14 protein-coding genes are annotated in these 18,496 nt (G+C 66.5%); 3 read left to right on the top strand and 11 right to left on the bottom strand.

Annotated features, from left to right (window positions below; all coding sequences use genetic code 11):
* Nucleotides 1-12: 12 nt before the first annotated feature.
* The 9 genes from bamA to rpsB all read right to left on the bottom strand — a co-directional run bounded on the left by bamA (nucleotide 13) and on the right by rpsB (nucleotide 9,961).
* On the bottom strand, nucleotides 13-2,319 hold the full coding sequence (gene bamA / locus WS87_RS07685; protein ID WP_059691997.1) for an outer membrane protein assembly factor BamA: 2,307 nt from the start codon (nucleotides 2,317-2,319) through the stop codon (nucleotides 13-15).
* Between the two features lie 64 nt (nucleotides 2,320-2,383).
* Nucleotides 2,384-3,772: an RIP metalloprotease RseP gene (gene rseP / locus WS87_RS07680; protein ID WP_059529326.1), complete on the bottom strand. Its 1,389-nt coding sequence runs from the start codon at nucleotides 3,770-3,772 to the stop codon at nucleotides 2,384-2,386.
* 11 nt (nucleotides 3,773-3,783) lie between these two features.
* Nucleotides 3,784-4,980: a 1-deoxy-D-xylulose-5-phosphate reductoisomerase gene (locus WS87_RS07675; protein WP_059450019.1), complete on the bottom strand. Its 1,197-nt coding sequence runs from the start codon at nucleotides 4,978-4,980 to the stop codon at nucleotides 3,784-3,786.
* Between the two features lie 15 nt (nucleotides 4,981-4,995).
* Nucleotides 4,996-5,817: a phosphatidate cytidylyltransferase gene (locus WS87_RS07670; RefSeq protein WP_059817740.1), complete on the bottom strand. Its 822-nt coding sequence runs from the start codon at nucleotides 5,815-5,817 to the stop codon at nucleotides 4,996-4,998.
* Nucleotides 5,811-6,593, bottom strand: a complete 783-nt coding sequence (gene uppS, locus WS87_RS07665; protein ID WP_006758563.1) for a polyprenyl diphosphate synthase — start codon at nucleotides 6,591-6,593, stop codon at nucleotides 5,811-5,813. Before uppS ends, WS87_RS07670 begins: the two co-directional genes overlap by 7 nt.
* Before the next feature lie 49 nt (nucleotides 6,594-6,642).
* Entirely contained in the window at nucleotides 6,643-7,203 is a 561-nt protein-coding gene (gene frr / locus WS87_RS07660) for a ribosome recycling factor (protein WP_006752152.1), read from the bottom strand.
* A 102-nt stretch (nucleotides 7,204-7,305) separates the two neighbouring features.
* Nucleotides 7,306-8,019, bottom strand: a complete 714-nt coding sequence (gene pyrH, locus WS87_RS07655; RefSeq protein ID WP_011885142.1) for a UMP kinase — start codon at nucleotides 8,017-8,019, stop codon at nucleotides 7,306-7,308.
* A 157-nt stretch (nucleotides 8,020-8,176) separates the two neighbouring features.
* A complete protein-coding gene (tsf, locus tag WS87_RS07650; RefSeq protein WP_034188848.1) occupies nucleotides 8,177-9,058 on the bottom strand; it encodes a translation elongation factor Ts in 882 nt (293 codons plus the stop codon).
* Nucleotides 9,059-9,220: 162 nt separating this feature from the next.
* Nucleotides 9,221-9,961 carry a 30S ribosomal protein S2 gene (gene rpsB / locus WS87_RS07645; protein ID WP_006483818.1) on the bottom strand — a complete coding sequence of 247 codons (741 nt, stop codon included), beginning with the start codon at nucleotides 9,959-9,961 and terminating at the stop codon, nucleotides 9,221-9,223.
* Between the two features lie 388 nt (nucleotides 9,962-10,349).
* On the opposite strand from rpsB, the gene map reads away from it, so the two are divergent.
* The 3 genes from map to WS87_RS07625 are packed head-to-tail and all read left to right on the top strand — an operon-like array spanning nucleotide 10,350 to nucleotide 15,701.
* Nucleotides 10,350-11,165, top strand: coding sequence for a type I methionyl aminopeptidase (map, locus tag WS87_RS07635; protein WP_012328760.1), 816 nt, complete (start codon nucleotides 10,350-10,352; stop codon nucleotides 11,163-11,165).
* A gap of 59 nt (nucleotides 11,166-11,224) precedes the next feature.
* Nucleotides 11,225-13,801, top strand: coding sequence for a [protein-PII] uridylyltransferase (locus tag WS87_RS07630; RefSeq protein WP_059817742.1), 2,577 nt, complete (start codon nucleotides 11,225-11,227; stop codon nucleotides 13,799-13,801).
* Between the two features lie 16 nt (nucleotides 13,802-13,817).
* Entirely contained in the window at nucleotides 13,818-15,701 is a 1,884-nt protein-coding gene (locus WS87_RS07625; protein ID WP_082750609.1) for a pseudouridine synthase, read from the top strand.
* Between the two features lie 97 nt (nucleotides 15,702-15,798).
* On the opposite strand, the gene def is transcribed toward WS87_RS07625, so the two are convergent.
* A complete protein-coding gene (def, locus tag WS87_RS07620) occupies nucleotides 15,799-16,332 on the bottom strand; it encodes a peptide deformylase (protein ID WP_059511077.1) in 534 nt (177 codons plus the stop codon).
* Nucleotides 16,329-18,404 (bottom strand): NAD-dependent DNA ligase LigA, encoded by a 2,076-nt coding sequence (gene ligA / locus WS87_RS07615; protein ID WP_059817743.1) that lies wholly within the window; start codon nucleotides 18,402-18,404, stop codon nucleotides 16,329-16,331. Before ligA ends, def begins: the two co-directional genes overlap by 4 nt.
* Nucleotides 18,405-18,496: the final 92 nt, after the last annotated feature.

The following is an 18,496-nucleotide window of genomic DNA, read 5'->3' as shown; positions in this document are numbered from 1 at the left end:
TCATGCGTTCGATCAGAACGCCGTCCCGATCTGGAACTGGAATTTCTGGTACTGGTCGCCTTCATGCTTCTGCAGCGGGAAGCCGAGGCTCAGCTTCAGCGGGCCGATCGGCGAGATCCACGCGAGACCCACACCGTAGCCGTAACGCAGGCCGTTCGCGCCGGTACTCGTGCCGCCCGGGGCGTTGCCCCACACGTTACCGCCGTCGAGGAACGTGAACACGCGCAGCGTGCGGTCGTAGCCGGTACCCGGCAGCGGGAACGTCAGCTCGATGTTGCCGACCAACATCTTCGAACCGCCGATCGGGTCGTTCGTCTTCGTGTCGCGCGGGCCCAGCGAGCTCGGCTCATAGCCACGCACGGAGCCGATACCGCCCGCGTAGTAGTTCTTGAAGATCGGGTACGGGTTGCCGATACCGTTGCCGTAGCCGCCTTGCAGGTTCAGGCCCAGGATGAAGCCGCGCGAGAACGAATAGTAGTACTGCGCCTGCAGGTCGGCCTTGTAGTACTGGATCTTGCCGACCGGCACGCCGTATTCGACGTTCGCCTGCGTGAAGTAGCCGCGGCTCGGGATCAGCGCGCTGTCACGCGCGTCGCGGGACCACGCGACCGTCAGCGGCACCGTGTTCGACACGCGGCCGAACTCGTTCACGTAATCCTGGTAGCTCTGCGGCGTGTTCGAGTCGACGTCGAGACGGTTCTGCTCGAAGCCCGCGCCGAAGTAGACGGTGTCGACTTCCGAGAACGGAATGCCGAACTTCAGGTTGCCGCCCGCGCTGATGATCCGGAAGCTCGAGCTCGTCGAATAGTAGAGCGGCTGGTACGTGCGGTAGTAGACGTCCGTGATCCGCTTGATGCCGTCGACCGTGAAGTACGGGTCGACCTGCGTGACGGTCAGCGTGCGGTAGCTCTTCGCGGTGTTGACGTTCACCGACAGGCTCGTGCCCGAGCCGAACACGTTGTCCTGCGACACGCCCGCCGACAGCACCACCTTGTCCGTCGACGAGAAGCCCGCGCCCAGCGTGATCGCGCCGGTCGGCTTTTCATCGACCTTCACGTTCACGTCGACCTGGTCGTTCGTGCCTTCGACAGGCACCGTCGTCACGTCGACGTTGGTGAAGTAGCCGAGACGGTTCACGCGGTCCTTCGACAGCGCGAGGCGGTTCGAATCGAACCACGAGCTTTCGAGCTGGCGCATTTCGCGGCGCACGACTTCGTCACGCGTACGCGTGTTGCCGACCACGTTGATGCGGCGCACGTACACGCGGCGGCTCGGATCGACGACGAGATTCAGGTTCACCTTGTGGTTTGCCTGGTCGATGTCCGGCTGCGCGTTGACGGTCGCGAACGCATAGCCGTATTCGCCGAGCTTGTCGACGATCGACTTCGTCGTTTGCTGCAGCTTTTCGGCCGAGAAGCGATCGCCCGGCTTGATCTTGATCAGCTTGTTCAGTTCGGCTTCGCGATCGAGCAGGTTGCCCGACAGCTTGATGCCCGACACCGTGTACGGCTCGCCTTCGTGCAGCGTGACCGTCAGGTACATGTCCTTCTTGTCGGGCGAGATCGACACCTGGGTCGACTCGATGTTGAACTCGAGGTAGCCGCGGTTCAGGTAGTACGAGCGCACGGCCTCGAGGTCGCCTGTGAGCTTTTCCTTCGAGTACAGGTCGTTCTTCGTGTACCAGGAGAACCAGTTCGGCGTCGACAGCTGCATCTCGTCGCGCAGCGCGCTGGTGCTGAACGCCTTGTTGCCGATGAAGTTGATCTGGCGGATCTTCGCGCTCGGGCCTTCGGCGACCGCGAACAGGATCGACACGCGGTTCGCGTCGACCGGCGTGACCGTCGTCTTGACCTCGGCCGCATAGAAGCCGCGCGTCAGGTACTGACGCTTGAGCTCCTGCTCCGCCTTGTCGACGAGCGCCTTGTCGTAGTAGCGGCCGTCGGCCAGGCCCACCGCGCGCAGCGCCTTCGTCAGGTTGTCCTTGTCGAATTCCTTCGTGCCGGTGAAGTCGATCGACGCGATGGCCGGACGCTCCTGCACCTGCACGATCACGACGTTGCCCTGGGTGGCAATGCGCACGTCGTTGAAGAAACCCGTGGCGTACAGCGCGCGGATTGCTTCGGATGCCTTGTCGTCGGTGAAGGTATCGCCCTGCTTGATCGGCAGGTAGGCGAACACCGAACCCGCTTCGACGCGCTGCAACCCCTCGATCTTGATGTCTTGCACCACGAACGGTGCCGCTGCATGCGCCGCGAGGCCGTGCGCGGCGAGCGCGGCCGCTGCAACTGTCTTAGGTACAAAGCGATGAGGTTTGAACAACGTGCATCCCCAATATTTAGCTGCATCAAATCAGGCGGCGGCCGACTGGCCGCCGCCTGACGCTTCAGAAATGGATTAACCGAGCCAGGTCGTTGAACAGCGCGATCGCCGACAACGCGACGATGCAGATCAACCCGGCTCTTTGCAGAATCAGCTGCCAGCGCTCCGAGACGGCTTTCCCGGTCGCGGCTTCAACCAGATAATATAACAGATGCCCCCCGTCCAAAACGGGAATCGGCAGCAAGTTCAGCACCCCGAGGCTAATGCTGACAAGGGCGAGGAACGACAGGAAGGCCGACGGACCGAGCCGCGCGCTCTTGCCGGCGTAGTCGGCGATCGTCACCGGGCCGGACAGATTCTTCAGCGACGCATCGCCCGTGATCATCCGTCCGAACATCTTCAGCGAGTAAACCGCGATGTCCCACGTGCGGTGCGCGCCGAGCCGCAGACTCTCGATCGGCCCATAGCGCACGTCGACCGACGGCGTGTGCATCGACAGCGCCGCGCCGATGCGGCCGATCTGCTGCCCCGTTTCATCGTCGCGCTGCGCTTGCGGCACGATCGACACCGTCCGGGCGGCGCCGCCACGCTCGACCTGCAGTTCGACCGCCTGGCCCGCATGGTGCTTCACCGCGTCGATGAAGCGCGACGCGCCGCCGATCGGATTGCCGTCGAGCGCCAGCAGCTTGTCGCCGGCCTTCAGGCCCGCCTGCTCGGCCGCGCTGCCGGGCTGCACCGACGCCACCGACAGCGTGCCGCCGCCGGTCTCGAAGCCCAGGTGCATCATGAAATCGTCGTCGAGCTGGCTTTCGGGAACATTGCGCAAGTCGACGCGGAAGTCGAACGTCGACGCGCCGCCGTCGCGCGCGCCGAGCACGACCTCGCGATGATCGAACGCGGCGGACAGCAGCTTCCAGCGCAGGTCCGACCACGAGCGCACCGGCACGGCCTCGCCACCTTGCGCGTCACCTACGCGCGCGTCGCGGATCGACACGATCGTTTCGCCGCCGTCGAAGCCCGCGTGGGCCGCCACCGTGCCGGCGGCCGGCGGCGCGAGCACCGCCGCCGGCTCGGTCACACCGGTTGCGAATACGACGGAAAACAGGACGATTGCCAACAGGAAGTTCGCGATCGGGCCGGCGGCGACGATCGCGATGCGCTTGAACACTGATTGCCGGTTGAACGCCTGATCGAGCTCCTCGGGCTTGACGCCCGCCCCCGGCTCGCGCTCGTCGAGCATCTTCACGTAACCGCCGAGCGGCAACGCCGAGAGCGTCCATTCGGTGCCCGTCCTGCGGCTGACCCAGCGCGCGACGGGCTGGCCGAAACCGATCGAGAAACGCAGCACCTTCACGCCGCACCAGCGCGCGACGCGATAATGTCCGTACTCATGCACGACGACCAGCACCCCGATCGCCACCGCAAACGCGATCAGTTCAACCAGCACGTTCATGAGCACCTCATTCAGACAGCGCGCTCCACGCGTGGCGCAGGCGCTTTCGCAATGATCTCGGCGGCGAGGCGGCGTGCCTCGGCGTCCGCCGCAAGGACGTCGTCGAGCCCGTTCGGGTTACGGTTCGGCAGTGCGTTGAGCACCGCATCGACCGTCGCCGCGATCGCCATGAAGCCGATCCGGCGCTCGAGAAATGCTTCGACCGCGATTTCGTTCGCCGCGTTCAACGCGGCGCTCGCGATACCGCCCTCCTCAAGCGCCTTCAGCGCGAGTGCGAGGCACGGGAAGCGCGTGTAGTCGGGCTTCTCGAACGACAGCTGCGCGATCTGCGCGAGGTCGAGCTGGTCGACACCGGCGTCGACGCGCTCCGGGAACGCGAGCGCGTGCGCGATCGGCGTGCGCATGTCGGGGTTGCCGAGCTGCGCGAGCACCGAGCCGTCGCGGTACGACACAAGCGAATGGATCACGCTCTGCGGGTGGATCAGCACGTCGATCCGGTCGCCCGGCAGGCCGAAGATCCAGTGCGCCTCGATGACTTCGAGGCCCTTGTTCATCATCGTCGCGGAATCGACGGAAATCTTGCGGCCCATCACCCAGTTCGGGTGCTTGCATGCTTCGTCCGGCGTCACGTCGACGAGCGTGGCCGGCTCACGCGTGCGGAACGGGCCGCCCGACGCAGTCAGGATGATCTTCGAGATCCCGCCGTGCTCATTCTCGTCGCGCGGCATGCACTGGAAGATCGCGTTGTGTTCGCTGTCGACCGGCAGCAGGATCGCGCCATGGTCGCGCACGGCGTCCATGAAGATCGCGCCCGACATCACGAGCGATTCCTTGTTCGCGAGCAGGATGCGCTTGCCGGCGCGCGCGGCCGCGAGGCTCGGCGCGAGGCCGGCCGCGCCGACGATCGCGGCGACGACCGTATCGCAGCCGTCGCTCTTCGACACGTCGACGAGCGCCTGCGGCCCGTACAGCACCGTGGTCTTGCTGCCCGCCGCGCGCAGTTTCGCCTCGACGTGCGCCGCCGTGTTCGCATCGCCGACCACCGCGATTTCGGGTGCGAATCGCAGGCACTGCTCGACGAGCTTGTCGCCGTTGCGGTGCGCGGTCAACGCGTAGACCGAGAAACGCTCGGGATGGCGGGCGACCACGTCGAGCGTGCTGTCTCCGATCGAGCCCGTGGAACCGAGCAGTGTCAGACGTTTTTGCATAGCAGAAATAGTGGTTTAACCAAGCAGCAGCATTGCGAGCGGCAGCACCGGCAGCAGCGCGTCGACGCGGTCGAGCACGCCACCGTGACCGGGCAGCAGGCCGCTCGAATCCTTCACGCCCGCCTGACGCTTCAGCAGCGACTCAAACAGGTCGCCGATCACGCTGTAGACGACCAGCAGCGTCAGCGCGGCCCACGCGCCGGGCATCCCGTAGCGCGCGGCGAATGCGGAAAACAGGGTCGGCTCGAACCAGTGTGCGGCCATCGCGACACCCGCGACGACCATCACGACGAGCCAGCCGCCGATCGCGCCTTCCCAGCTCTTGCCGGGACTGATCGTAACGGCCAGTTTACGCTTTCCGAAGGCCTTGCCCGCGAAGTATGCGCCGATATCGGCCAGCCAGACGACCAGAAGCAGCGACAGCACGAACGCAACGCCCTGCGCGCGCGCCGCGACGACTGCGTGCCAGCAGGCCGCGAACACCACGAGCCCGGCGGCGAGCAGGAACGGCCGCCACACGCCGCCCGCGAGCTCCGGCTTGCGCCGCAGCGAGAACGGGCCGACCAGCAGCCAGAACACGCCGGCCGCCATGAAAAGGGGACGGGGCGAAGCGGCCTCGACGCCGAGCGGCGCGGTCGCCGCGAGCGCCAGCGCCGCGACGATCGCGTAGACGACGGAACCGGTCGCGCCGAGCTTGAGCAGGCGCGCCCACTCCCACGCGGCGAACACGAGCACGACGCCGATCAGCGCGCCGAACGCGGCGAGCGGCGCGAACAGCGTCACCGGCAGCAACACTGCCAGCATCACGACCGCCGTGATCACACGGGTCTTCAGCATGAAAGGGAGTCGGCGTTCTGCGATTGTGGTTCGAGCTGCGCGCTGGTGCGCCCGAAACGGCGCTCGCGCTCGGTATACGACGCGATCGCGTCGGCTAGCGCCGCGCCGTCGAAGTCCGGCCAGTATTTGTCGGTGAAATAGAATTCGGCGTATGCGAGCTGCCACAGCAGGAAATTGCTGACGCGCTGCTCACCGCCGGTGCGGATGAAGAGATCGGGCTCCGGCGCATAGGCCATCGCCAGGTGCGGCGCGAACGCGTCTTCGGTCACGTCGACCTCGCGTCCCTCGCGCACGGCCTGCTCGACGAGTTTCTTCGTCGCCTGCAGGATGTCCCAGCGGCCACCGTAGTTCGCGGCGATCGTCAGGGTGAGACGGGTGTTGCGCGCCGTCTTGGTTTCGGCGCGGCGGATCAGTTCGCGGATGCGCGGCTCGAAGCGCTCGAGATCGCCCACCACCCGCAGCCGGATCCCGTTCGCATGCAGCTTGCCGATCTCGCGCTCGAGCGCGGTGATGAACAGCCGCATCAGGAACGACACTTCGTCGTTCGGCCGGCGCCAGTTTTCGGAACTGAACGCGAACAGCGTCAGGTATTCGACGCCGGCGCGCGCGCAGCCTTCGACCACCGCCCGCACGGCATCCACGCCGCGGGTGTGCCCCGCGACGCGCGGCAAGCGGCGTTCGGTCGCCCAACGGCCGTTGCCGTCCATGATGATCGCGATATGACGCGGCACGGCGCCGACGTCAGGCACGCGAACGGTAGAGCTGGTATAGGTCATGGCCGTTGAGACAGTAATGCGGGAAGAAGGCGGCGCGCGAGGACGGTCGTCAGACCGTCATGATCTCGGCTTCCTTGCTCTGCACGAGCTTGTCGACTTCGGCAACGTGCTTGTCGGTCAGCTTCTGCACGTCGTCGCTCGCACGGCGCTCGTCGTCTTCCGAGATTTCCTTGTCCTTCACGAGCTTCTTGAGCGCTTCGTTTGCGTCGCGGCGCAGGTTACGGATCGCAACCTTGGCCGTTTCGCCTTCGCTCTTGACCACCTTGGTCAGTTCGCGGCGGCGCTCTTCCGTCAGCGCGGGCATCGGCACGCGGATCAGGTCGCCGGCCGTCGCCGGGTTCAGGCCGAGATCCGCTTCGCGGATGGCCTTCTCGACCTTCGCGACCATGTTCTTTTCCCACGGCTGCACGCCGATCGTGCGTGCATCGACGAGCGTCAGGTTCGCAACCTGCGAGATCGGCACCATCGAACCGTAGTAGTCGACCTGCACGTGATCGAGCAGACCGGTATGCGCACGGCCCGTACGGATCTTCGCCAGATCGTTCTTGAACGCTTCGATCGAGCGCTGCATCTTCTGCTCCACGCCCTTCTTGACATCAGCGACACTCATTTCAACCTCCAAACCTTCCAACCTTCAAAGAACGCGGGCCCCGCCCGGCGCGCCACGCACCGCGGCCGGCGACCCACGCCGCTTGCCCGCATCCGCGGGAGTTTACACGTGGACGAGCGTACCCTCGTCCTCGCCCAGCACGATACGCTTGAGCGCGCCCGGCTTGTTGATCGAAAACACGCGAATCGGCAGCTTCTGGTCGCGGCACAGCGCGAAGGCCGTCGCGTCCATCACCTGCAGATTGCGGCTGATCGCCTCGTCGAAGCTGATCGTCGTGTAGCGCGTGGCTGACGGATCCTTCTTCGGATCGGCAGAATAAACGCCATCGACCTTGGTCGCCTTCAGTACGACCTCGGCGCCCACTTCCGAACCGCGCAGCGCGGCGGCCGTATCCGTCGTGAAGAACGGGTTGCCCGTTCCGGCCGCGAAGATCACGACCTTGCCTTCCTCGAGCTGGCGGATCGCGCGGGGCCGGATGTACGGCTCGACGACCTGGTCCATGCGCAGCGCGGACTGCACGCGCGCGACGATGCCGGCGTGACGCATCGCGTCCTGCAGCGCCAGCGCGTTCATCATCGTCGCCAGCATCCCCATGTAGTCGGCCGTCGCGCGGTCCATGCCGGCCGCGCCGCCCGCGACACCGCGGAAAATGTTACCGCCGCCGATCACGACCGCGAGCTGCGTGCCGAGACCCACGACTTCGGCGATATCCGCCACCATCCGCTCGATCGTCGCGCGATTGATGCCGAAGGCATCGTCGCCCATCAGCGCTTCGCCGGAGAGTTTGAGGAGGACGCGTTTATAGGCATTGGACATAGGGGCTTCCGAGCGACGAGAGGATGACAACCACGAACTGTAGGGGCGAAATACTGATTCGGGCAAGCGCCGACGGTCGGACGGGGGGTTCCCGGCCGGCCGGCGGCGGCGCCGGCCGCGGCGGAGCGGACGCCCGCCGCGGATACTGCCTGACTGCTTACTGCTGCTTTGCTGCTGCGACTTGCGCGGCCACTTCGGCGGCGAAGTCGTCCTGACGCTTCTCGATGCCTTCGCCGACGACGAACAGCGCGAACTTCTGCACTGCCGCATTCGCCGCCTTCAGCATCTGCTCGATCGTCTGCTTGTCGTTCTTCACGAACGTCTGGTTCAGCAGCGACACTTCCTTCAGGTACTTCTGGACGCTGCCGTCGACCATCTTCGCGACGATTTCAGCCGGCTTGCCCGATTCGGCAGCCTTCTGCTCGGCGACACGGCGCTCCGTCTCGATCAGTTCCGCCGGCACGTCGGCCGACGACAGCGCGACCGGCTTCATCGCGGCGATGTGCATCGCGACGTCCTTGCCGACCTGCTCTTCCGCACCCGTGTACTCGACGATCACGCCGATACGCGCGCCGTGCAGGTACGTTGCGATCTTGTTCGCGGTTTCGAAACGGACGAAACGGCGGATCGACACGTTCTCGCCGATCTTGCCGATCAGGGCCAGACGCACTGCGTCGACCGTCGAGCCGTCGAGCGGCAGTGCCGACAGCGCTGCCACGTCGGCCGGGTTTTGCGTCGCGACGAGTTCCGCGACCGTCTTCGAGAATGCGAGGAAGTCGTCGTTCTTCGCGACGAAGTCGGTTTCGCAGTTCAGTTCGACCAGCGCGCCCGCGTTGCCGCCGACGAACGATGCGACGACGCCTTCGGCCGTCACGCGCGATGCCGCCTTGCTCGCCTTGTTGCCGAGCTTCACGCGCAGCAGCTCTTCAGCCTTGGCCAGATCGCCGTCGGCTTCCGTCAGCGCCTTCTTGCACTCCATCATCGGTGCGTCGGTCTTTGCGCGCAGTTCTGCCACCATGCTTGCGGTAATTGCCGCCATCATTCGCTCCTTGAGTCTGTATTCACAACGCCGCCCGCTTGGACGCGAACGGCCGAAAATCGTTTCCGGACCCGCGCCGACTCGGCGCGATCAGGTCCGGCGCACAAGCTTAAAAAAAGGGGGCCTGTTGAGAGCCCCCTTTTTGCGCCGGCTCGGGGCCAGTTACGCGTTTTCCTCGACGTACTCGTCGTCGCCACGCGCTGCCTGGACCACTTCGTTGACCGCGTTCGCACGGCCTTCCAGGATCGCGTCGGCCACGCCTTCGGCGTACAGCGCGACTGCCTTGCTCGAGTCGTCGTTACCCGGGATCACGTAATCCACACCTTCCGGCGAGTGGTTCGTATCGACCACGGCGATGACCGGCACGCCCAGCTTGTTCGCTTCCGTCACGGCAATCTTGTGGTAGCCGACGTCGACGACGAAGATTGCGTCCGGAATGCCGCCCATGTCCTTCACGCCGCCGATCGACTTCTGCAGCTTGGCGATTTCGCGTTCGAACAGCAGCGCTTCCTTCTTGCTCATCTTCTCGAGCTCGCCCGCCTCGACTGCCGCTTCCATGTCCTTCAGGCGCTTGATCGAAACCTTCAGCGTCTTGAAGTTGGTCATCATGCCGCCGAGCCAGCGTGCGTTGACGTATGGCATGCCCGCGCGCTGCGCTTCCTGGGCGATCGTGTCACGCGACTGACGCTTCGTGCCGACGAACAGGATCGTGCCGCGGTTCGCTGCCAGCTGGCGCACGTACTTCTGTGCGTCCGTGAACATCGGCAGCGTCTTTTCGAGGTTGATGATGTGAATCTTGTTGCGGTGACCGAAAATGAACGGAGCCATCTTCGGGTTCCAGAAACGGGTCTGGTGACCGAAGTGGACACCCGCTTCCAGCATTTGGCGCATCGTGACTGCCATGTAAATTCTCCACGAGGGTTGGGTCTTAAGCCGGCTGCCGTACCGCCGCGCGAACGCGCCCCGAAGGACCCTCGTTCCGCGCGGCCGGCACCCTGGTTGCGCCGACTTGCGATTCGGCACGTGCGAAAATGCCCGTGCCGCAAGCCTTTCATCGCCATGCCGCCCTGCACCGCCCGATGACGGACATGTTCAGCATTTGGATGTCGACTTAGCCAGAGAGTATAGCACGCCGATTTGTCGGCTCTCAAGTCGCCCGGCACTTTCGCTTGCCGCGCGGCAGTCGGCCGGACAATCCGCGAAAACCCGCATCGGCACCGCCGGCAGGGGCTGCGAGGCCCGCCATAAGGTGCGATAATCCGTCAATTCACCGCATTCCAGGCATACCTCGATGGCTATTACGCTCAAAAACGAACACGACATCGCCGAGATGCGCGTCGCCTGCCGTCTCGCGAGCGAAGTGCTCGACTTCATCACGCCGCACGTCGTCGCGGGCGTCACGACCGCCGAACTCGACCGGCTCTGTCACGAATTCATGCTCAACGAGCAGGGCACGATCCCCGCGCCGCTGAATTATCAGCCGCCCGGCTATCCGCCGTACCCGAAGGCCACCTGCATCTCCGTCAACGACGTGATCTGCCACGGCATTCCGGGCGAGAAGGTGATCAAGAACGGCGACGCGCTGAACATCGACATCACCGTGATCAAGAACGGCTACTTCGGCGACACCAGCCGGATGTTCATCGTCGGCGAGGGCTCGATCCTCGCGAAGCGCCTTGTACAGACCACCTACGAGTGCATGTGGCTCGGCATCGACCAGGTCAAGCCCGGCGCCCACCTCGGCGACATCGGCTACGCGATCCAGAAACATGCGGAAGCGCAGGGCTACAGCGTCGTGCGCGAATACTGCGGCCACGGCATCGGCACGGTGTTCCACGAGGATCCGCAGGTCGTCCACTACGGCCGTCCGGGCACCGGCATCGAGCTGAAGGCCGGGATGATCTTCACGATCGAGCCGATGATCAACGCCGGCAAGCGCGATATCCGCACGATGCCCGACCAGTGGACGGTCAAGACGCGCGACCGCAGCCTGTCCGCGCAGTGGGAGCATACGGTGCTCGTCACCGAGACGGGCTACGAGGTGCTGACCGTGTCCGCCGGCACGCCCGCGCGCCCGGTGTTCGCGCAACCGGCCGCCGCGGTCTGAGCGCCGCCGCGCCAGCCCGCCCCACCCGCCCCTGACCTGCTGACCTGAACGGCCCGCCCATGAGCGCTCACGCCGCCCCCTCGCCCGAAGCGCTGTCGCGGCGCGCCGAATTCAAGGCCGCCAAGGCCGACATGCTCGAGCGCTTTCGCAGCGCGACGAACGTCGCGTCGCTGATGCACGCGCTGTCGAAACTCACCGACGACGTGCTCAAGCGCGTGTGGGACGACTGCGGGCTGCCCGCGACGCTCGCACTCGTCGCCGTCGGCGGCTACGGGCGCGGCGAGCTCGCGCCCTACTCCGACGTGGACATCCTCGTGCTGCTGCCCGATGCGCACGACCCGGCGCTCGACGCGCGCATCGAGCGCTTCATCGGGATGGCATGGGATCTCGGCCTCGAGATCGGCAGCAGCGTGCGCACGGTCGCCCAATGCATCGAGGAAGCATCGCAGGACGTCACCGTGCAGACCTCGCTGCTCGAGGCGCGCCGCATCGTCGGCAGCACCGCGCTGTTCGAGCGCTTCACCGTGCGGTATCACGAGGCGCTCGACGCGCGCGCGTTCTTCACCGCGAAGGTGCTCGAGATGCGCCAGCGCCACGCGAAGTTCCAGGACACGCCGTACAGCCTCGAGCCGAACGTGAAGGAAAGCCCGGGCGGGTTGCGCGACCTGCAGACGATCCTCTGGATCGCGCGCGCGGCCGGCTTCGGCAGCAGCTGGCGCGAACTCGACACGCGCGGCCTCATCACCGATCGCGAGGCGCGCGAGCTGCGCCGCAACGAAGGATTCCTGAAGACGCTGCGCGCGCGGCTGCACGTGATCGCCGGACGCCGCCAGGACATGCTCGTGTTCGACCTGCAGACGCAGGCCGCCGAGAGCTTCGGCTACCAGCCGACGCAGGCCAAGCGCGCGAGCGAGCAGCTGATGCGCCGTTACTACTGGGCCGCGAAAGCGGTCACGCAGCTGGCGACGATCCTGATCCAGAACATCGAGGCGCAGCTGTTTCCCGCGACGAGCGGCATCACGCGCGTGCTGTCACCCGATCGCTTCGTCGAGAAGCAGGGCATGCTCGAGATCGTCGACGACGGCGTGTTCGAACGCCATCCGGACGCGATCCTCGAAGCGTTCCTGCTGTACGAGGCAACCCGCGGCGTGAAGGGTCTGTCCGCCCGCACGCTGCGCGCGCTGTACAACTCGCGCGAGATCATGAACGACACGTGGCGGCGCGATCCGCAGAACCGCCGCACGTTCATGCAGATCCTGCAGCAGCCCGAAGGCATCACGCATGCGTTCCGGCTGATGAACCAGACGAGCGTGCTCGGCCGCTATCTGCTGAATTTCCGCCGCATCGTCGGCCAGATGCAGCACGACCTTTACCACGTGTACACGGTCGACCAGCACATCCTGATGGTGTTGCGCAACATTCGCCGCTTCGCGGTGGCCGAGCATGCGCACGAGTACCCGTTCTGCAGCCAGCTGATCGGCAATTTCGAGCGCCCGTGGGTGCTGTATGTCGCGGCGCTGTTCCACGACATCGCGAAGGGCCGCGGCGGCGACCACTCGACGCTCGGGATGGCCGACGCGCGGCGTTTCTGCCGCGAGCACGGGATCGCCGGCGACGACGCGGCGCTGATCGTGTGGCTCGTCCAGCATCACCTGACGATGAGCCAGGTCGCGCAGAAGCAGGACACGAGCGACCCGGAGGTCATCAAGCGCTTCGCCGAAGTCGTCGGCAACGAGCGCTACCTCACCGCCCTCTACCTGCTGACCGTCGCCGATATCCGCGGCACGAGCCCGAAGGTGTGGAACACTTGGAAGGGCAAGCTCCTCGAAGACCTCTACCGGATTACGCTGGCAGTGCTCGGCGGCGCCAATCCCGACGCGCATTCGGAACTGAAGTCGCGGCAGGAGCAGGCGCTCGCGCTGCTGCGCCTCGAGACCGTGCCCGACGACGCGCACCGCGCGCTGTGGGATCAGCTCGACATCGGCTTTTTCCTGCGCCACGACGCGGCCGACATCGCATGGCAGACGCGCGTGCTGTACCGGCACGTGAACGCCGAGACCGCGATCGTCCGCGCGCGGCCGTCGCCGATCGGCGACGCGCTGCAAGTGCTCGTGTACGTGAAGGACCGCCCCGACCTGTTCGCGGGCATTTGCGCGTACTTCGACCGCAACGGGCTGTCGGTGCTCGATGCGCGCGTCAGCACGACGCGGCACGGCTATGCGCTCGACAACTTCATCGTCACGCAGACCGAACGCGACGTGCGCTACCGCGACATCGCGAATCTCGTCGAACAGCAACTCGCGACGCGCCTTGCCGAAACCGCGTCGCTGCCTGAGCCGTCCAAGGGTCGCCTGTCGCGGCTGTCCCGGACGTTTCCGATTACGCCGCGCGTCGACCTCCGGGCCGACGAGCGCGGTCAGTACTACATCCTGTCCGTGTCCGCCAACGACCGGCCGGGCCTTCTCTATTCGATCGCGCGCGTCCTGGCCGAGCATCGGGTCGGCGTCCACGCGGCGCGGATCAATACGCTCGGCGAACGCGTCGAGGACATCTTCCTGCTCGACGGTGCCGGCCTGTCCGACAACCGCTTGCAGATCCAGCTCGAAACCGAATTGCTGCGCGCGATCGCAGTCTGAATGAATCCCAGCGTTTATGCGCACCAAATTGACCGTCAAGAATCCGCGGCCGGCGTCGCCGACCCGCGCACCTGTCCGCTCTGGCAGCCTCGTCGCCCGCAAGGCGGTGCGCCCCGCCGCGCCGTCCGCGGCCGACAAGCCGCCGCGCCCGAAGAAGGCCGCCGCACCGGCCGCCGCCGGCGAGCGCGCGTTCAAGCCGCGCGGCGCGGAGGGCCCGGGTGCGGAACGCGCTCCGGCGAAGCGCGCACCGCGTGACGGCGGCGCCGAGCGCGGCTATCGCAGTGACGCGAAGCCTGGCGGCCGCGCCGAACGCGGCGACGCCCGTCCGTATCGCGGCACCGACGGCAAGCCCGATGCGCGGCCGCGCCGTGCGGGTACCGAAGGCGGTGCACGTGCGCCCTATCGTGACAAGGCAGCCGGTGAAGGCGAAAAGCGCAGCTTCGGCGAACGCCGCACGACATCCGACCGCCCGGCCCGTCGCAATGATGACGAGGCACGCCCGCGCCGCGCAGGCGCTGAAGGCGGCGCACGTGCCCCCTACCGCGACAAGGCAGCCGGCGCAGGCGAAAAGCGCAGCTTCGGCGAACGCCGTACGTTGTCCGACCGCCCGGCCCGTCGCAATGATGACGAGGCACGCCCGCGCCGCGCAGGCGCTGAAGGCGGCGCACGCGCCCCCTACCGCGACAAGGCAGCCGGCGCAGGCGAAAAGCGCAGCTTCGGCGAACGCCGTACGTCGTCCGACCGCCCCGCCCGTCGCAGCGACGACGATACGCGCCCGCGCCGCGCAGGCGCCGAAGGCGCTGCACGCGCACCCTACCGCGACAAGGCAGCCGGCGCAGGGGAAAAGCGCAGCTTCGGCGAACGCCGCACGACCTCCGACCGCCCCGCCCGTCGCAGCGACGACGATACGCGCCCGCGCCGCGCAGGCGCCGAAGGCGCTGCACGCGCACCCTACCGCGACAAGGCAGCCGGCTACGGCGAAAAGCGAAGCTTCGGCGAACGCCGCACGTCGTCCGATCGCCCGGCGCGCCCCGCACGCGACAACGAACGTAGCGGCACCGAACGCCGCTCGACCGGCGCCGCGCTAAAGACTGCGCAACCGGTCAAGCGCCGCGCCGCCGACGTCGACCACGGCGACGAGACGGGCCTGATGCGCCTGTCGAAGCGCATGTCCGAACTCGGCCTGTGCTCGCGCCGCGAAGCGGACGAATGGATCGAAAAGGGCTGGGTGCTCGTCGACGGCGAACGCATCGACACACTCGGCACCAAGGTCCGCCCGGACCAGAAGATCGAGATCGACGAGCGCGCGAGCGCCGCGCAGGCCGCGCAGGTGACGATCCTGCTGCACAAGCCGGTCGGCTACGTGTCGGGTCAGGCGGAAGACGGCTACGAGCCGGCATCGGTACTGATCACGCGCGCGAACCAGTGGAGCGGCGACCGCTCGCAACTGCGCTTCTCGCCACAGCATCTGCATGCGCTCGCACCGGCCGGGCGGCTCGACATCGATTCGACCGGCCTGCTCGTGCTGACGCAGAACGGCCGGATCGCGAAGCAGCTGATCGGCGAGCAGTCGGACATCGACAAGGAATACCTGGTGCGCGTGCGCTTCGGCGAACGGCTGATCGACATCGACCAGCACTTCCCCGCGGAATCGCTCGCGAAGCTGCGCCACGGTCTCGAGCTCGACGGCGTCCCGCTGAAGCCTGCGATGGTGAGCTGGCAAAACGGCGAACAGCTGCGTTTCGTGCTGCGCGAAGGCAAGAAGCGCCAGATCCGCCGCATGTGCGAACTGGTCGGTCTCGAAGTGATCGGCCTGAAACGCGTGCGGATGGGCCGCGTGATGCTCGGCGCGTTGCCGCAAGGGCAATGGCGCTATCTGTCGGCTGACGAGTCGTTCTGACGGCGGGCACGCACTGCGTGCCGCGCAATGCAAAAAGCCCGCGCGAGCGGGCTTTTTTCGTTTCGGTACGGCGACGGCGCGCGCGGCCGCATGAAGGTCAGTCGTCGTCGGCCGGATCAAGCCCCGGAAACAACACTTCGGTGAAGCCAAAGCGCGTGAAGTCGGTGATCCGCATCGGATACAGCTTGCCGATCAGGTGATCGTATTCGTGCTGGACGACCCGCGCGTGGAAGCCTTCGGCGACGCGGTCGAGCTTCGCGCCGAACTGATCGAAGCCGCTGTAGCGCACCTTCGCATAGCGGCTGACGACGCCGCGCATGCCCGGCACCGACAGGCAGCCCTCCCAGCCCTCTTCCATGTCCGGCGGCATGTACTCGAGCTTCGGGTTGATCAGCACCGTCTCGGGCACGGGCGGTGCGTCCGGATAACGGTTGTTGCTGCCGAAGCCGAAGATGATGATCTGCAGACCGACACCAATTTGCGGCGCGGCAAGCCCCGCACCGTTCGCGTGATGCATCGTCTCGAACATGTCCGCGACGATCTCGTGCAGTTCGGGGGTATCGAACCGCTCGACCGGCTTGGCGACTTCGAGCAGGCGCGGATCGCCCATCTTCAGGATCTCGCGAATCATGGCGTGTTGCCCTCCAGGAGTTGGTGCAGTCCGTCTTCGTCCAGCACGGGGATGCCGAGTTCCTCGGCCTTCGCGAGCTTGCTGCCGGCGTCAGCGCCCGCGACCACGTAATCCGTCTTCTTCGATACCGAGCCCGCGACTTTCGCGCCCGCCGCTTCGAGCATCTCCTTCGCCGCGTCGCGCGTGAGCGTCGGCAGCGTGCCCGTCAGCACGACCGTCTTGCCGGCGAGCACGCCCTGCGGCGCCTTCGGCGCGGGCGGGCCTTCGGGCCACGTGACCTTGCCGGGCGCGCGCAACTGCTCGATCACCGTGCGGTTGTGCTCTTCCGCGAAGAACTGGTGCAGCGACTCGGCCACGATCGGCCCGACGTCGTTCACTTCGAGCAGTTCCTCGATCGACGCGTCCATGATCGGCGTCAGCGACCCGAAATGCTTCGCGAGATCCTTCGCGGTCGATTCGCCGACATGGCGGATCCCGAGCCCGTAGATGAAGCGCGCGAGGGTCGTGTGCTTCGCCTTTTCGAGCGAGTCGAGCAGATTCTGTGCGGACTTCTCGGCGAACCGGTCGAGTTCCGCGAGCGTCGCGAAACCGAGATTGAACAGGTCGGCCGGCGTGCGCACGAGGTTCAGTTCGACGAGCTGATCGATGATCTTCTCGCCGAGCCCGTCGATGTCGAGCGCGCGGCGCTGCGCGAAGTGCCACAGCGCCTGCTTGCGCTGCGCCGGGCAAAACAGGCCGCCCGTGCAGCGCGCGATCGCCTCGTCGGGCAGGCGCTCGATCTTCGAGCCGCATACCGGGCACTCGGTCGGCATCACGAACTCGGCCGCATCGGCCGGCCGGCGATCGAGCAGCGCGCCGACGACTTCGGGAATCACGTCGCCCGCGCGCCGCACGATCACGGTATCGCCGATCCGGATGTCCTTGCGGCGCACTTCGTCCTCGTTGTGCAGCGTTGCGTTGGTTACCGTCGCGCCGCCGACGAACACCGGCTCGAGCCGCGCGACCGGCGTGATCGCGCCCGTGCGGCCGACCTGCACGTCGATCGCGACGAGCTTCGTCAATGCTTCCTGCGCGGGGAACTTGTGCGCGAGCGCGAAGCGCGGCGCGCGCGACACGAAGCCGAGGCGGTCCTGCTCGTCGCGCCGGTTGACCTTGTACACGACGCCGTCGATATCGTACGGCAGCGATTCGCGCTTCTCGCCGACCTTGCGGAAGAAACCGAGCAGGCCTTCGGCGCCGAGCACGACCGCGCGTTCGCGGTTCACCGGCAGGCCGAGCGACTCGTACCAGTCGAGCAGCGCGCTGTGCGTGTCCGGCATCGGCATCCCGTCGAGCACGCCGATCCCATACGAGAAGAACGACAACGGACGCTGCGCGGTGATCTTCGGGTCGAGCTGGCGCAGGCTGCCGGCCGCCGCATTGCGCGGATTCGCGAATTCACGCTGCTCGGCCGCGCGCTGGCGTTCGTTCAGGCGTGCGAAATCGCGCTTGAACATCAGCACCTCGCCGCGCACGTCGAGCACGGCCGGCACGTGCGCGCCCTTCAGCTTCAGCGGGATCGAACGGATCGTGCGGACATTCTCCGTCACGTCCTCGCCGGTCGTGCCGTCGCCGCGCGTCGATGCCTGCACGAACACGCCGCGCTCGTAGCGCAGCGAGATCGCAAGCCCGTCGAACTTCAGCTCGCATGCGTATTCGACAGGATCCGTCACCGAGCCGGCGAGATCGGTCGTCTTGCCGAGCGCATCGGCGACGCGCTTGTCGAACGCGGCGATGTCCTCGTCGGCGAAGCCGTTGTTCAGCGACAGCATCGGCGCGTCATGGACGACCGGCGTGAAACCGCTCGCCACTTCGCCGCCGACGCGCTGCGTCGGCGAATCGGGCGTCACGAGTTCGGGATGATCGGTTTCGAGCTGTTGCAGCTCGCCGAAGAGCCGGTCGTATTCGGCGTCGGGCAGATCCGGCTGGTCGAGCACGTAATAGGCGTAATTCGCCCGCTCGAGTTGATCGCGCAGCCACGCGGCACGCGCGTCGGGGTGGCTGGCTGGCGGTTCGGCTTGGGTTCGGGCCATGCTGGCGGCAATTCGCTCTGAAAAATCGGATGTTCGATTATCTCAGTTTGACGCCGCGGCGGGGGCACGCGATGCATGCCGCGCAGGCCCGC

It is taken from the genome of Burkholderia sp. MSMB0856 (assembly GCF_001524645.2).
Classification (GTDB): domain Bacteria; phylum Pseudomonadota; class Gammaproteobacteria; order Burkholderiales; family Burkholderiaceae; genus Burkholderia; species Burkholderia diffusa.
The sequence above is the reverse complement of the archived record's forward strand: the minus strand, read 5'-3'. Positions and strand labels throughout refer to the sequence as shown.

What these genes read in the sequence shown, in the direction of transcription:
- rseP (WP_059529326.1), bottom strand. Translation starts at nt 3,772, where the DNA reads ATGAACGTGCTGGTTGAACTGATCGCGTTTGCGGTGGCGATCGGGGTG.
- WS87_RS07675 (WP_059450019.1), bottom strand. Translation starts at nt 4,980, where the DNA reads ATGCAAAAACGTCTGACACTGCTCGGTTCCACGGGCTCGATCGGAGAC.
- WS87_RS07670 (WP_059817740.1), bottom strand. Translation starts at nt 5,817, where the DNA reads ATGCTGAAGACCCGTGTGATCACGGCGGTCGTGATGCTGGCAGTGTTG.
- uppS (WP_006758563.1), bottom strand. Translation starts at nt 6,593, where the DNA reads ATGACCTATACCAGCTCTACCGTTCGCGTGCCTGACGTCGGCGCCGTG.
- frr (WP_006752152.1), bottom strand. Translation starts at nt 7,203, where the DNA reads ATGAGTGTCGCTGATGTCAAGAAGGGCGTGGAGCAGAAGATGCAGCGC.
- pyrH (WP_011885142.1), bottom strand. Translation starts at nt 8,019, where the DNA reads ATGTCCAATGCCTATAAACGCGTCCTCCTCAAACTCTCCGGCGAAGCG.
- tsf (WP_034188848.1), bottom strand. Translation starts at nt 9,058, where the DNA reads ATGGCGGCAATTACCGCAAGCATGGTGGCAGAACTGCGCGCAAAGACC.
- rpsB (WP_006483818.1), bottom strand. Translation starts at nt 9,961, where the DNA reads ATGGCAGTCACGATGCGCCAAATGCTGGAAGCGGGTGTCCACTTCGGT.
- map (WP_012328760.1), top strand. Translation starts at nt 10,350, where the DNA reads ATGGCTATTACGCTCAAAAACGAACACGACATCGCCGAGATGCGCGTC.
- WS87_RS07630 (WP_059817742.1), top strand. Translation starts at nt 11,225, where the DNA reads ATGAGCGCTCACGCCGCCCCCTCGCCCGAAGCGCTGTCGCGGCGCGCC.
- WS87_RS07625 (WP_082750609.1), top strand. Translation starts at nt 13,818, where the DNA reads ATGCGCACCAAATTGACCGTCAAGAATCCGCGGCCGGCGTCGCCGACC.
- def (WP_059511077.1), bottom strand. Translation starts at nt 16,332, where the DNA reads ATGATTCGCGAGATCCTGAAGATGGGCGATCCGCGCCTGCTCGAAGTC.
- ligA (WP_059817743.1), bottom strand. Translation starts at nt 18,404, where the DNA reads ATGGCCCGAACCCAAGCCGAACCGCCAGCCAGCCACCCCGACGCGCGT.